The 13,961-nt window shown below is 61.8% G+C and carries 11 protein-coding genes; 7 read left to right on the top strand and 4 right to left on the bottom strand.

All coding sequences use genetic code 11. The features are described 5' to 3' along the window. Positions 1-249: 249 nt before the first annotated feature. The 6 genes from WDX12_RS10465 (at position 250) to WDX12_RS10440 (ending at position 7,720) form a co-directional block, all read left to right on the top strand. A complete protein-coding gene (locus tag WDX12_RS10465; RefSeq protein WP_320294050.1) occupies positions 250-621 on the top strand; it encodes a hypothetical protein in 372 nt (123 codons plus the stop codon). A 117-nt stretch (positions 622-738) separates the two neighbouring features. Continuing rightward, on the top strand, positions 739-1,365 hold the full coding sequence (locus WDX12_RS10460) for a CDGSH iron-sulfur domain-containing protein (protein WP_434724814.1): 627 nt from the start codon (positions 739-741) through the stop codon (positions 1,363-1,365). Between the two features lie 58 nt (positions 1,366-1,423). After that, complete coding sequence (locus WDX12_RS10455; RefSeq protein WP_320294048.1) at positions 1,424-1,726, top strand: cupredoxin domain-containing protein; 303 nt, start codon at positions 1,424-1,426, stop codon at positions 1,724-1,726. A gap of 320 nt (positions 1,727-2,046) precedes the next feature. After that, positions 2,047-4,068, top strand: coding sequence for a hydantoinase/oxoprolinase N-terminal domain-containing protein (locus tag WDX12_RS10450; RefSeq protein ID WP_434724813.1), 2,022 nt, complete (start codon positions 2,047-2,049; stop codon positions 4,066-4,068). Positions 4,069-4,318: 250 nt separating this feature from the next. Next, positions 4,319-6,487 (top strand): malate synthase G, encoded by a 2,169-nt coding sequence (locus WDX12_RS10445; RefSeq protein WP_434724812.1) that lies wholly within the window; start codon positions 4,319-4,321, stop codon positions 6,485-6,487. A gap of 174 nt (positions 6,488-6,661) precedes the next feature. After that, entirely contained in the window at positions 6,662-7,720 is a 1,059-nt protein-coding gene (locus tag WDX12_RS10440; RefSeq protein WP_434724811.1) for a serine hydrolase, read from the top strand. A gap of 259 nt (positions 7,721-7,979) precedes the next feature. Here WDX12_RS10440 and WDX12_RS10435 read toward each other — a convergent pair whose 3' ends face one another. After that, positions 7,980-8,429, bottom strand: a complete 450-nt coding sequence (locus tag WDX12_RS10435; protein WP_320294044.1) for a universal stress protein — start codon at positions 8,427-8,429, stop codon at positions 7,980-7,982. Positions 8,430-8,877: 448 nt separating this feature from the next. Here WDX12_RS10435 and WDX12_RS10430 point away from each other — a divergent pair, with 448 nt between their 5' ends. Beyond that, positions 8,878-9,807, top strand: a complete 930-nt coding sequence (locus WDX12_RS10430) for a DUF1003 domain-containing protein (protein WP_434724810.1) — start codon at positions 8,878-8,880, stop codon at positions 9,805-9,807. 13 nt (positions 9,808-9,820) lie between these two features. Here WDX12_RS10430 and WDX12_RS10425 read toward each other — a convergent pair whose 3' ends face one another. The 3 genes from WDX12_RS10425 to WDX12_RS10415 are packed head-to-tail and all read right to left on the bottom strand — an operon-like array spanning position 9,821 to position 13,671. Continuing rightward, positions 9,821-11,212 (bottom strand): hypothetical protein, encoded by a 1,392-nt coding sequence (locus tag WDX12_RS10425; RefSeq protein WP_434724809.1) that lies wholly within the window; start codon positions 11,210-11,212, stop codon positions 9,821-9,823. Next, positions 11,205-12,341: an AAA family ATPase gene (locus WDX12_RS10420; RefSeq protein WP_434724808.1), complete on the bottom strand. Its 1,137-nt coding sequence runs from the start codon at positions 12,339-12,341 to the stop codon at positions 11,205-11,207. Before WDX12_RS10420 ends, WDX12_RS10425 begins: the two co-directional genes overlap by 8 nt. After that, positions 12,319-13,671 carry a serine/threonine protein kinase gene (locus WDX12_RS10415; RefSeq protein WP_434724807.1) on the bottom strand — a complete coding sequence of 451 codons (1,353 nt, stop codon included), beginning with the start codon at positions 13,669-13,671 and terminating at the stop codon, positions 12,319-12,321. The genes WDX12_RS10420 and WDX12_RS10415 overlap by 23 nt, the downstream gene beginning before the upstream one ends. Positions 13,672-13,961: the final 290 nt, after the last annotated feature.

Genomic DNA, 13,961 nt, shown 5'->3' with positions numbered 1-13,961 from the left:
GATCCCCCCAAATCGATGCGCCATCATAGCGGCAAGGGGGCGGGGATGGCAAAGCGGGGGCTGGCTATTGGCGAAAGCCTAACCAGCATCCGATCTTCCCCAAGGGGCCTACAAGGGGAGATCAGCCGGCGCCTCCGCCTCGCCAACCAAATTCACTCAGCTATTTTCATCCCCACCCCTTGGCATTGGCTGGCGCCATGCCATCATCGCGCATCGGCTGTGGAGGCCGATTCTACCTCGGGGGTCTTCATGTCCATCTCTTTCGCGCGCCGCGCTGCCGTCGCGCTTTTGCTTGCCGTGCCGTTCGCACCCGCCGCGCATGCCGGCGACGTCACGTTCCAGATCAAGAACAACCATCCCAACGCCATGCGCGTCGAGCTCTACAGCCAGGACCGCGACTATGTCTGGCCGGGCGAGGGCAAGGATTTCTACCTCGACGACGGAGAGACCAAGCAATTGCCGATCTCCTGCAACGAGGGCGAGAAGATCTGCTACGGCGCCTGGGTCGACGGCGACGAGAGCACCTATTGGGGCGTCGGCCCGAACAACAAGGAAACCTGCGAAGACTGCTGCTACACCTGCAGTGGCGGCCAGACCGAGGAGATCGACCTGGAGCAGTAGCGGGAGGCGTTTCCCCTTCTCCCCTTGTGGAAGAAGGGAAAGGCTGCCCATCCTCCCAGCTTGACGCCCTTCGCACCGCCGCCCTAGCCTTGCCTCAACCCACCAGAGGAGAGCCCCATGGCAGGCACGGTCGAAGGCGAGAAGATCGACGTTTCTTTCAGCGGCAAGCGCTGCATCCATTCGCGCAATTGCGTGCTCGGCAACCCGCATGTCTTCGTGCCCAACGCTCCGGGCGAGTGGATCCACCCGGAGGCGGCCAGCGTCGAGCAGGTCGTGGCGCTGGCGCAGAATTGCCCGTCCGGCGCCATCACCTACAACCGTAAGGACGGCGGCCCGCAGGAGAAGCCGCCGGTGGTCAACACCGTGCGGTTGAGGGAGAACGGCCCGCTGGCGGTGCATGCCGAGATCGTGCTGGGCGACGAAACCCTCTTGCGCGCCACGCTCTGCCGCTGCGGCCTGTCGCAGAACAAGCCGTTCTGCGACAACAGCCACATCAAGGGCGGCTTCACCGCCACCGGCGAGCCGCCGCCGAAGGAAGCGCAGGTGCTGGAAGCACGGGATGGCCCGCTGAAGGTCACGCCCACCGTCAACGGCCCGCTCAAGGTCGAAGGCAATGCCGAGATCGTCACCGGCACCGGCCACACCATCGCCCGCACCACCAAGGTCTTCCTCTGCCGCTGCGGGCATTCGGCCAACAAGCCGTTTTGCGATGGGAGCCATAAAAAGGTGGGGTTCGTGGGATGACAAGCGCCGCGCCGGCGTTAGTTAAGGATGAGGTTTCGCGCTCGGGAGGATATCCATCATGCGCACCATGCTCGTCCTTGCTTTGCTTGCCTTGGCCATGCCCGCCTATGCCGCCAATCACGCGGTCCAGATCAAGGGCATGAAATTCAACCCGTCGAAGGTCAGCGTTGCCGTTGGCGACACCATCACCTTCACCAATGCCGATCCGATGACGCACACCGCCACCGCGCTCGATGGTTCCTTCGACACCGGCCAACTCGCCACGGGCAAGAGCGCCAAGGTCAAGATAACAGCCGCCGGCGCGCACCCATTCCACTGCGCCATCCACAGCTCGATGAAGGGCACCGTCACGGCGAAGTAGGCGGCGCTGAGGGCGCCCGCAACCCAAGCCTTGAGACGCCGGCGCGAGGCCCCCCTCTCTGCCCTGCCGGCCATCTCCCCCTCAAGGGGGGAGATCAGATGTCACGCCGGCTTTCGCTAATCCCCAACGTCGCAAGGGGAGCGCCGGCGCTGAAGCTGCCAATCTCCCCCCTTGAGGGGGAGATGTCCGGCAGGACAGAGAGGGGGGCCTCGCGCCGGCGTCTCTTAGCGCCCCTGGCCCATCCCTCCCACCTTTATCCGGCAGCCCGTATCGGCTAAGGGCTTCGCAACAAAGCCCTCGACCTCGGACTGCCGCCCCAAATGACCGCCAAACCTCACCCTCTCTTCCTCGGCATCGACACCGGCGGCACCTACACCGACGCTGTGCTGTGGTCCGAGGAAGGTGGGCCCAAGGGAAAAGTTCTGGCCAAGGCGAAGTCGCTCACCACGCGCCACGATCTCGCCGTCGGCATTTCCGGAGCGGTGGACGCGGTGCTTCAGCAATCCGGCACCGACCCGGCCGCCATCAAGCTGGTCTCGATGTCGACGACTTTAGCCACCAACGCGCTGGTCGAGGGCCAGGGTGGGCGGGTGGCGCTGGTCATGATCGGCTTTTCCGAGGCCGACCTTGCCCGTGATGGGCTCAAGACCGCGCTGGGCACCGATCCCGTGGTGTTCTGCCCCGGCGGCCATGACGTGCATGGCAATGCCGCAAAACTCGACCTTTCAGGCCTCGAGGCGGCGCTCCCCGAACTCGGCGGCTCGGTGTCGGGCTTCGCCGTCTGCGCCTATTTCGCCACCCGCAACCCGGCGCATGAGCTTGCGGCCCGCGATCTCGTCCGCGAGAAGACCGGCCTGCCGGTCACCGCCAGCCATGAGCTTTCGGCCAAGCTCGGCGGCCCGCGCCGCGCGCTCACCACCTTGCTCAACGCCCGCCTGATCTCGATGATCGACCGGCTGGTCGCGGCGACCGAAGGGTTCCTCGCCAAGCGCGGCATTGCCGCACCGCTGATGGTGGTGCGCGGCGACGGCGCGCTGGTGTCGGCGGCCTTCGCCCGCCAGCGGCCGATCGAGACGATCCTCTCCGGCCCCGCCGCCAGCCTTGTCGGGGCCCGTCACATGACCGGGCTGGACGACGCCATGGTCTCGGATATCGGCGGCACCACCACGGACGTCGCAGTGCTCGATGGCGGCCGCCCGCGCCTCGACCCGGAAGGCGCCACGGTCGGCGGTTTCCGCACCATGGTCGAAGCGGTCGCCATGCGCACCTTCGGCCTCGGCGGCGACTCGGAAGTGGCGCTGGAAGACGGCGCGCTCGACCCGAAAATCCTGCTTGGGCCGCGCCGCCTGGTGCCGCTGGCGCTTTCCGGCATGGTGCATGGCGAGGCGGTAACGTCGGAACTGGAGCGCCAGCTGCGCGCGCCGAACCCCGGTCGCATGGACGGGCGCTTTGCCGTCCGCACCGGCGTGCCGGACCGGCTCGCCGCCGGCCTCACCGCGCCGGAAGCAAAACTCTACGAGACGATCGGCGCCACCCCGCTGGCGCTCGATAGGCTGCTCGCCTCCAATGCGCAGAACGCCACGCTGAACCGGCTGGTCGCGCGCGGGCTGGTGCACATCAGCGGCTTCACCCCGTCGGATGCCGCCCATGTCGTGGGTAAACAGGCCAATTGGGACGCCGCCGCCGCCCGCCTCGGCGCCGAGCTCTTCGCGCGCCGCCGCGACGGCCGCGGCCAGGCAATCGCGGCGACACCTGAAGCATTGGCCGAGCGCGTGCTGGTCACGCTGACCCGCTGGTCGGCCGAATACATCCTCGAAACCGCCTTCGCCGAGGACGGGCTGGACGGCGCCGCCACCGTCGCGCACGCGCTGGTGCAGCGCGCGGTCGACGCCCATCCGGGCATCGCCCGCTTCACCGTCGCGCTCGACCGTCCGGTCATCGGCCTCGGGGCGTCGGCGCCGCTGCATTATGCCGGCCTGCCGCCGCTGGTCGGCAATGGTTGCATCGTGCCGGAAGACACCGACGTCGCCAACGCGCTCGGCGCCGTGGTCGGCCAGGTGCGCGTCTCGGCCGAAGCCCGCGTCAGCCAGCCCAAGGAAGGCCTCTTCCGCCTTGCCTCCGGCCAGACGGTGCGCGACTTCATCGACGAGGACAAGGCGATAGCGGCGGCCGAGGCCGATGTACGCGCGATCGCGGCCGAGCGCGCGAAGGATGCCGGCACCGACAGCGCCGAGATCGACGTCGCCACCGAGTTCAAGGTCTCGACCATCGAGGGCCAGCGCATGTTCATCGAGGCGCATGTGGTGGCCGTGGCGTCGGGACGGCCGCGGATCGCGGTGTGAGGGCGCCTTTTTTCCTTCTCCCCTTGTGGGAGAAGGTGGATCGGCCCGCAGCGCCGAGACGGATGAGGGGTGTTCCAGCGGAGTGAGACGCTGGTTTTCCCTGGAGCACCCCTCATCCGTCGCCTTCGGCGACACCTTCTCCCACAAGGGGAGAAGGAGAAGGCAGCGCTCCCTACACCCTAAGCCGAATTGACCCCGCAACCCCAAACATGCCAAAGGCCCGGCAAGCTACCTATCTGGAGACGTGCAGATGACCGACCGCATCGAGATCGCCGGGTTGCAGATTGCCCGGGAGCTCCATGACTTCGTGGCCGAAGAGGCCGCAGTCGGCACCGGCATCGACCCAGAAAAGTTCTGGCAAGGCTTTTCAGAGATCGTCCACGACCTCGCGCCGAAGAACCGCGCGCTGCTCGCCAAGCGCGGCGCCATGCAGGAAAAGCTCGACGGCTGGTATCGCGAAAACGGCGCGCCGATTGACATGGAAGTCTACAAGAGTTTCCTGAAAGAGATCGGCTATCTGGTGCCGGAAGGCCCGGCCTTCAGCGTCAGCACGGATCATGTCGACCCCGAGATCGCCGTCGTCGCGGGGCCGCAGCTCGTCGTGCCGGTGATGAACGCGCGCTATGCGCTGAACGCCGCCAATGCGCGCTGGGGCTCGCTCTACGACGCGCTCTACGGCACCGACGCCATTCCCGAGACCGGCGGCGCCGAGAAGGGCAAGGGGTTCAACCCCGCGCGCGGCGCCAAGGTGATCGCCTGGGCCAGGGATTTCCTCGACCAGTCGGTGCCGCTGACCACGGGCAGATGGGCCGGCGTCAATGGGCTGACGGTCGAGAACGGCGCGTTGAAGCTGGGCGAGGGCGCCGGCGCCACGACGCTCGCCGACCCGAAACAGTTCGCCGGCTATCGCGGCGATGCCGCCAATCCCGAAGCCGTGCTCCTGGTGAAGAACGGGCTGCACATCGAGATCGTCATCGATCGCGCCAACCAGATCGGCAGGACCGATGCCGCGGGCATCGCCGACGTCATCCTGGAATCGGCTCTCACCACCATCCAGGACTGCGAGGATTCGGTCGCGGCCGTCGATGCCGAGGACAAGGTCGTCGTCTACCGCAACTGGCTCGGCCTGATGAAGGGCGACCTCGCGGAAGAGATCACCAAGGGCGGCAAGAGCTTTACCCGCACCCTCAATCCGGACCGCCGCTACACGGCGCCGAATGGCGGCCAGCTGCTTTTGCCCGGACGCTCGCTGATGCTGGTGCGCAATGTCGGCCACCTGATGACCAATCCGGCGATCACCGACCGCAACGGCAACGAGGTGCCGGAAGGCATCATGGATGCCGCGCTCACCGCGCTGATCGCGCTGCACGACGTCGGGGAGAACGGCAAGCGCGCGAATTCCCGCGCCGGCTCGATGTATGTGGTCAAGCCGAAGATGCACGGGCCGGAGGAGGTCGCCTTCGCCGTCGAGATCTTCGATCGCGTCGAGGCGCTGCTCGGCATGGCGAAAAACACCATCAAGATGGGCATCATGGACGAGGAACGGCGCACCACCGTCAACCTCAAGGAAGCGATCCGCGCCGCGAAGGAGCGCGTGGTGTTCATCAACACCGGCTTCCTCGACCGCACCGGCGACGAGATCCACACCTCGATGGAAGCCGGCCCGATGATCCGCAAGGGCGACATGAAGCAGGCCGCCTGGATCTCCGCCTATGAGGCCTGGAATGTCGATACGGGCCTCGAATGCGGGCTGGCCGGCCACGCCCAGATCGGCAAGGGCATGTGGGCGATGCCCGACCTGATGGCGGCGATGCTGGAGCAGAAGATCGCGCACCCCAAGGCCGGCGCCAACACCGCCTGGGTGCCGTCGCCGACAGCCGCGACGCTGCACGCCACGCACTATCACAAGGTCGATGTGCACGCCGTGCAGGCGGCGCTGAAGAGCCGGCCGAAGGCGAAGCTCGACGATATTCTCTCGGTGCCGGTCGCGGTGCGGCCGAACTGGACGCCGGATGAGATCCAGCGCGAGCTCGACAACAATGCGCAGGGCATTCTGGGTTACGTCGTGCGCTGGATCGACCAGGGCGTCGGCTGCTCGAAAGTGCCTGACATCAACGACGTCGGCCTGATGGAGGACCGCGCCACGCTGCGCATCTCCTCCCAGCACATCGCCAACTGGCTGCGCCACAAAGTGTGCTCGGAGATCCAGGTGCGTGACTCGCTGCAGCGCATGGCCGCCATCGTCGACCGCCAGAATGTCGGCGACCCGCTCTACCGGCCGATGGCCCCTGACTTCGACAATTCCATCGCCTTCCAGGCCGCCTGCGACCTGGTGTTCAAGGGCACGGTGCAGCCCAACGGCTATACGGAGCCGGTGCTGCACGCGCGGCGGCTGGAGCTGAAGGAGCGAGAGCGGTAGCGCGGCGTCGGCCATCCCTTGAGGGCCCGCAAGGAGCGGAGATTGACAGCGTTGCCAGCGGCGCGAACCTCCGAAAGCTGGGCAAATGCCTTCTTGCCCCCCGTTAACCAGTTGGACGCGGCACATGGGTTACGTTAGCTTCGCCGCGTCTCAGCAACAGCTTTAGAAACGTTCTTGCCCCGTCCCTTCCCTTTCCTCCAGAAACTCATCGCCATATTGGCATTGCTCGCGCTGGTCGCCGGCTGCACGACGGCCGCGCCGCCGGAAAGCGTGCTCGCCGTGCCGGCGCAGCCGCAGAAATATGCCGCGATCGTGGTCGACGCCTCGTCGGGCAAGACCTTGTTCGAGGTCAATTCGAGATCGCAGCGCTATCCGGCGTCGCTGACCAAGATGATGACGCTCTACATGCTGTTCGAGGTGATGGAGAGCGGCCGTGTCAGCAAGGAAACGCGGATCCCGGTTTCCGACCACGCCGCCTCACAGCCGCCGACGAAACTGCGTTTCAGGCGCGGCGAGACGATCGACGTCGATTCCGCCATCCGCGCCATGGTGGTGAAGTCGGCGAACGACGTGGCGGTGGCCGTGGGCGAATATCTGGGCGGCGGCTCGGAGGACCAGTTCGCCGCCATGATGACCGCCAAGGCGCGCTCGCTCGGCATGAGCGGTACCAGTTTCCGCAACGCCTGCGGCCTGCCCGACGACGGCCAGGTGACGACGGCGCACGACATGGCGGTGCTGGGCATGGCGCTGGAAAAGCGCTTCCCGCAGCATTTCCACTATTTCTCCGAAAGCGACTTCATGTTCCGCGGCCGGCTGGTGCGCGGCCATAACGACATGCTGGGGCGCGTGCGCGGCGTCGACGGCATCAAGACCGGCTATATACGCGCCTCCGGCTACAACATCGTCACCTCCTACAATGCCGACGGGCGGCACCTGATCGTGGTGGTGATGGGCGCCGACTCAGCGCGGCAGCGCAACGACCATGTCGAGGCGCTGATCCAGAGGAGCCTGGGGCCGACGATCGCCGATGCAAGCCAGCCCAAGCTCATGTATTCCGGACAACAGCCCTCTGCCGCGCCGCTTCCCGGCTTGCCGCAGGCGGATTCGGCTTTGCCAGGGTTGCCTCCACCCGGTTCCGTGGCGTCCGCGTCGCCGCAGCCCAGCCAGCCGGCATCCGATTTTCCGTCGCCGGACCTGGCATCGCCCGGCGCGCCACTGCTGCCGGCGCAGTAGCGGCGCCCTTGTCGGCTCGTCATTCTAGGGCGGAGCAAGGAGCGAAGCGACGCGCGCAGACCCTAGAATCCATGCCGCGACCTGCGAACGTCGCGACGGTGCAAACAATGGCGCCGGAACGCCAGCCTAGGCAGCCTTTTCTGCACCGCTGCATTCCAGGGCCGGCGTAACGGCATGGATTCTAGGGTCTGCGCGCCGCTTCGCGGCGCTCCGCCCTAGAATGACGACCTCATGGGGAGGCGTCGCCCCACCAACCGTTCTATCTGACCACCAGCACCGGGATCTGCGTCAGCGACACCACTTCGGCGGTCTGGCTGCCCAGCACCAGGCGGCCGATGCCGCGGCGGCCGTGCGAGGCCATGACGATGAGGTCGCTGCCTTCCGCACCGGCGACCTCGAGGATCGCCTCGGCGGGCGTGCGGTTCTCGATATGCAGGGTCTTCGCCTCGACGCCCTTCGCAGCGGCCTCGGCCTTGCATTTGTCGAGCACCTCGCGGGCGTATTTGCGCGCGCTTTCCTCGTAATTGACCAGTTCGTCGGCGGCGACATAGCCGGCCATGGCGCCGCCCCAGGCCAGCGCCGGGAACGGCTCGGAGACGGTGACGAAGGCGACGGCGGCGCCGAGGCCCTTGGCCAGCTCGAGGCCGTGGGCGACGCCCTTCTGGGCCAATTCCGAGCCGTCGGTGGCGATCAGGATTTTCTTGTACATGGTGGCGATCCCTCATTTGCGGGGCGACGCGCCCCAGGTGGCGGGAGCCTGAACGCTCAGGCCTGGCTTCGATATAGTCAGCCTACCAGGCCTCCCACAGGGGCCAGTTTGATGTGGATCAAGGCCAGGCGAGGGCGACGATTGCGCCAGGGGGCGAGAAATCGCCAACGGCGCTCCCCCTCACCCAGCCTCCGCTTCGCTCGGCTGACCTCTCCCCGGCGGGGAGAGGAGATTGTCGGCGCCGGCGCCAGTCTCTTCTCCCCGCCGGGGAGAAGGTGGCCGCGTAGCGGCCGGATGAGGGGGCTGCGCCGACCTGTGCGTTGCCTCAGTCCGCCCCGCCCCCATCACAAGAACTTGTTCTGTCACACGAGATTCACACTCAGCATGGATATGCCGCGCCGGCTTGGCGTATCGTACCTCGCAAAGCCCGCGAACAGGAGCACCGACCATGGCAGGCGACCCGAAGACATCCGCGCAAGTCCAGGCCGACAATGAGAACGACATCGCCGGCGAATATCTCGAGGCGGAAACCGTGCCGGAGGATGCGCAAGCCGCCGCCGACGAAATCCTCGAAGCGCCGGAAGTGCCGGATTCCGAACCGCATGTTCCGGGCACGACCAGGGTCAAGCCGAAGAAGAAGCCCTCGGCGATCAGCGGCCGCAAGTTCCGCAAGCGCGACCTGGTGCGCATCGATGATCTGCGACCCAGCCTCGCCGACCGCATCCGCTCCGACCATCCCGACCTGCCGCGCGGCGCCCGCGTCAGCCGCGAGGAGCTCGGCCGCTACCGCATGCGCTACATGGAGGAACTGCTGCAGCAGGAGCACGGCGAATTCTCCGAGCTCGACCGCCAGGTGGTGGAATCGATCGCGAAGCAGGACACGATCTCGGAAAACTCGGAAGAGGAGTTCGAGGAACACCGGACGTTTCCCGACCGCGTCTCCGACTCGATGGCCGCCTTTGGCGGCAGCTGGTGGTTCCTGATCTCTTTCGCAGCCATCCTGCTGGTGTGGATCGGCCTCAACCTCGTCCAGGGCGAATCCAAGGCGTTCGACCCCTACCCGTTCATCCTGCTCAACCTGATGCTCTCCTGCATCGCCGCCATCCAGGCGCCGGTGATCATGATGAGCCAGAAGCGCCAGGAGGTGAAAGACCGCCTGCGCTCCTTCAACGAATACCGCGTCAACCTCAAGGCCGAGCTCGAAGTGCGCCACCTGCACGAAAAGCTCGACTACCTGATCTCGCGCCAATGGACGCGGCTGGCCGAAATGCAGCAGATGCAGCTCGACGCGATGAACGAGCTGACCGCGAAGAAGCAGAAGCACACCGCAAGGCGGGCCGTGCGGCGCAAGGCGGCGAAGAGCGGGGCGGAGGGGTGAGGGATATAGCTTTCTAGTCAGGCTTAAAAGGGAGGCGAGGCGCCTTGGGACCTCGACGATCCTTCGCGGCAGATTTTGCCGCTGGTTGGAGCCGTGATCGAATTAATGGAAGCAAACGCTCTGCTAAAATATCAAGTTGATCAATCGTCACTAATGAAAAATCAATGCCGGAATTCGCACTCCGTGCCGAATCCGTAGGTCGAGAGGCGGGGCGCTCAACTTCACCGGCACTAAAGTGCACCACTACTCCGGGCAGCAGTGACACCGCAACCGCAGATCTGTTAGCCGACCTGATCTTGAGTCGTGTTAGACGCTCATCAAAAAGGCCGACTTCGTCATAGGAGGCATCGCACAAAGGAGGATCAAGCAGATGGACAGGGCGTATAAGTTCTCTCCCCACAAATCTGCCGAGTCCAGCGAACGCATCGGTCCAGAAAGTGTTCGCGCCTAAACCACCGGTTACAGCTGCCCACGAAAGAATCTCCCCTCGGTCCTTTCCGAAACTATCGGCAAGACGAAAGTCTCTTTCTCCACCTCCAACTCGGCTTATCACATAGCCGGCCGCAAAAGTGTAGAGAACACGGTCGCTAGCCGACGAGTAGGAAATTCGATCTTGAATATATCTCAGGTAGCGAACTCTCTCTTCAGCCGACATGCTCGAAAGCCCTGTAATAGGCCCCAGTTCGGGAGAAACTGATTTAAAGCTGTAACCAGAATTTTTCAAAATATCTGTGTCTTCTTCGCCTGAAGATAGTAAGTCTCGGCATGCATCGACAAGAATTCGTTTATTTCCCTGCATTTCTCGCGCGGAATCTGGCAAAAGCCCCAGCAAAACTTCCCCAACCACCCGCGACCCACCTTCTCTCTTTTCGGGGGACCGCTGAAACTGGCGGCGGATGTTTTCGAACCTCTCTGGTATAAGTGTAGCTGCTGCTCTCGCACCGTATACTGCGGCGGCTCGAGCGGTGGCAAAGCTCTCAGTCGCGAGAAGAGCATTCAAAGATAGTTCTTCGTACGAACGCCCCGAAAGTATCATCGCTTCTGCAAATATTGCTCCAATCCACGCTGCCTCCATACCAAACAATCGAGGAATGATTGGACTTTCTATGCTAGAACGATCAAATTCAGCGGGCGTCATAACCTGACACCAGCTCGACAAAGGAGACAGATCGCTGTGGAAGGTAATCAGCCATGACAGCAGGTCTTCCCTGTCATGGTCCGCGACTACAACTAAATTCGGCTGTAACGATTCCCCAGCCCAGACCAGCAGAACCTGCCCGTCATGGAGCCGAGACAATGGACGCCTCACGCTCCAGGCGCCTTTACGGGCCGTAGCCTCTCCTCTCAGAGCAGCCCCTAATTGCTCGCGCTCAATCAGTGCAAAAGCTAGCTCTGTCTCAGTCATCGTCCTCAAAAAGCCTCTGCGGTGATGGCGGAAATGCACCAGATAAGATCGCTGGGAGCGCTCCGGAGCGATACAAGGTCAGGGAGGTTTTGGCCCTTGTTACGACCGTATATGCCTTTTGACGGGTGAGATAGGCTGTTTCATCGGCGAATAGCCAATGAAGAGCTCGAAATTCCAAGCCCTTGCATGACTGAACCGTTGTTATGCATATCTTGCAATCGCCATCAAAATGGCGGTTTGCCACACCTGAGTGGAAAACGGCGCACCGACCGGCCAATCTCGGCAGGCTCGACAGTTGCTCATAGATAGCGTCACAGTCGTCTGTACGCCCGACAATCACACCTATCAAATCAGAGGGCTCATTATAGGTGTCCAATTGCAGGTCTAGACCGTCTACCAACGCTTCTATCTGCCGCTCATACGATATCGGCCCAATGATCGAAGGGGCTGCCGGCGCAGGCCCCAGATAATGCTCGTATTCCGCAAGGGAGAAATCGTCATTCTGAAGGATTCGATCTGCGATCAAACATATGTCTCGGCAAATTCGGAAGTGATGTTTCAGCTCCACTGTCTGCTGACAGAGGGATGCTGCCACGTCCAGACAGTCTGAGTCCAAGTAGACGCGTTGGCGCGCATCCCCGACAAGCATAACTCTGTCAGAGAGGGACAGCATCAGGCGTATCTCCTCCTCGCACAAATCCTGAATCTCATCAATTAGCAGAGCATCATATCTGACGAGGCGCCCTTTCTCCCTAATTAACTCGTTCGCGGTTACCGCTCTAGTCCGATTCTGATCGCTAAGATCACCTTCTACAACGGGTGGGCTAACGCCATAAGCTCTGAATATATTATCAACGAACGATTTGACTGTTACAATCAATTCGGAAGGGAATCGATCGTCTCCACTCATAGAAATGAACTCTCGTAGCGTTCGAGAGAACGTAACTAACCTCACGTTCGCAAGTCTGTGAGGTGGCAGTCTGAGGTACTGCCCTCGGTGAAGAAGAATGCTGGTCTTGCCAGACCCGGGCGGACCAAGGAGGAGGTATTTTCCTTGCGGAGACAGCCCCTCAATTGCCCTTATTTGATCGGGATGTAAATCCCGCCTACGCCTCCACAACAGGCTCATTTGTCTCCCCCGACATCGACGCCTTTAACAACTCCGCAGACGCCTCTAAGAACGAGTCGTAAGCCTGGATACAGATCGCTTCGATGGCTTCAGTGCGACCAACTGGAATGTCTACTGGTCCTGTTTTGGCGCAAATTTCCCCATCATCCAGAAAAGATGCCTTGCCGATAATTTGGATGTTTTCATTCAATATTTTAATTTCTATCCCCACCACAATTTCGGTGCTAGTTGCGGGCTCGTCGGTTGCAGGCTTCCAGGTTATGTTAATGAGGGCACTCGAGTAATTGAGCACCTCAATAGAGTATCTGCAGCTCGCCTTTCTGGCCATAAGTCTTTCATCTATAGAAACCTTTATGAAGCGCGCAAGTTCAGAAACATCTACCAACCCTATCGCTCGTCTTGGTGCAGCTCTTCCTCGGAGGCCCAAAAAAGACTCATTATCACGCTGCCTGTCCTGGGTTAGGAAGTCTTCCCAACTTACCGCCGCCAAGCGTACCGTGGGGTCCTTTTGCAAACATTTTTGAGCCAACGTAACTAGGCGGTCTGGTACCTCGCTCCTGGATGGCACAAGTGGGATTTTGGTAGCTACCGCGTAGGCTATCAAATATCTGTTGTTGGTCGACTGCCTTACAATTTCTTCGAAAAGCGGTTCTCCGACGATGAGATCGTGAATTAGCGCGCCAAGCTGATAGAAATTGAGGGCTCTCCATAGCTCCTGGCCTTGAGGCAGCAGTCGGAACATATATTCCGGAGAGCTGTAGCGCGCAGTTGCAACGAAGGGGAGTTGGCCGTCATCATCAGTTCCGGACCCAATTTGGTCATCGACAATTCTAACTACGCCAAGATCGACCAGGGTGGCCTTCGAAAAATCTGAATTAACTATAATATTATCCGATTTAATGTCTCTGTGAGTAACGTCAATTTCGTCTAAATACCTGGCCGCTTCTGCGATTTGTCGGACAACGCTTTCAATTTTATTTGGCGGCACTAACTTAAGGACGCTCGTTAACATATCCCCCGGGACAGCTTCCATGAGCATAAATGGTGAATCGTCAAATTCATCAATTTCATATATCTGAACCAGGCCGGAGCATTTGTGCCCTATTATTTTGTTTTTTACTATATTTAGACGATTTCTTGTAACCTCACCCTCCTTTCCTTTAATGAAGCGTGGAAGATAGACCTTTAGCGCGGCTGGGCCATTCGTTCTTTCAACCCGGAAAACTGCCGAACTCCCGCCCGACCCCAGGAGTAGTCCGAACTTCCATCCGAAGGCTTTGCAGGCTCCTTCGGCATGTTTTTGTAACTCACGCAATTCACTGTCATTCATATCTGAAACTTCAGACTTAAGTAATTGGCGCCGCGATTGTGCTTTATAGCTTAAATACCGGGCAAATCGATAAAATGGCAATAGTGGTGGAATAGGAATTTCGTTTTGACGAGGGGATCGAGCCCTCTATGCGACTAGACGATCATCGCGTGTTCTAAGTTCGCTCCTCGGCAGTCGTATGCCTGAGCACTACCGGCCTCGTTTCCTTCCGATTGACCGTTGAAGCCCGTGGCGGCTTCCGCTAAGAAGCCGTTACTGGCCGGCCTACCGGCTGGTTCGTTTCCGGACTG

Source organism: Mesorhizobium sp. RIZ17, assembly GCF_051127865.1.
GTDB classification, from domain to species: Bacteria; Pseudomonadota; Alphaproteobacteria; order Rhizobiales; family Rhizobiaceae; genus Mesorhizobium; species Mesorhizobium humile.
This window is presented reverse-complemented; position numbering and strand designations above follow the sequence as displayed.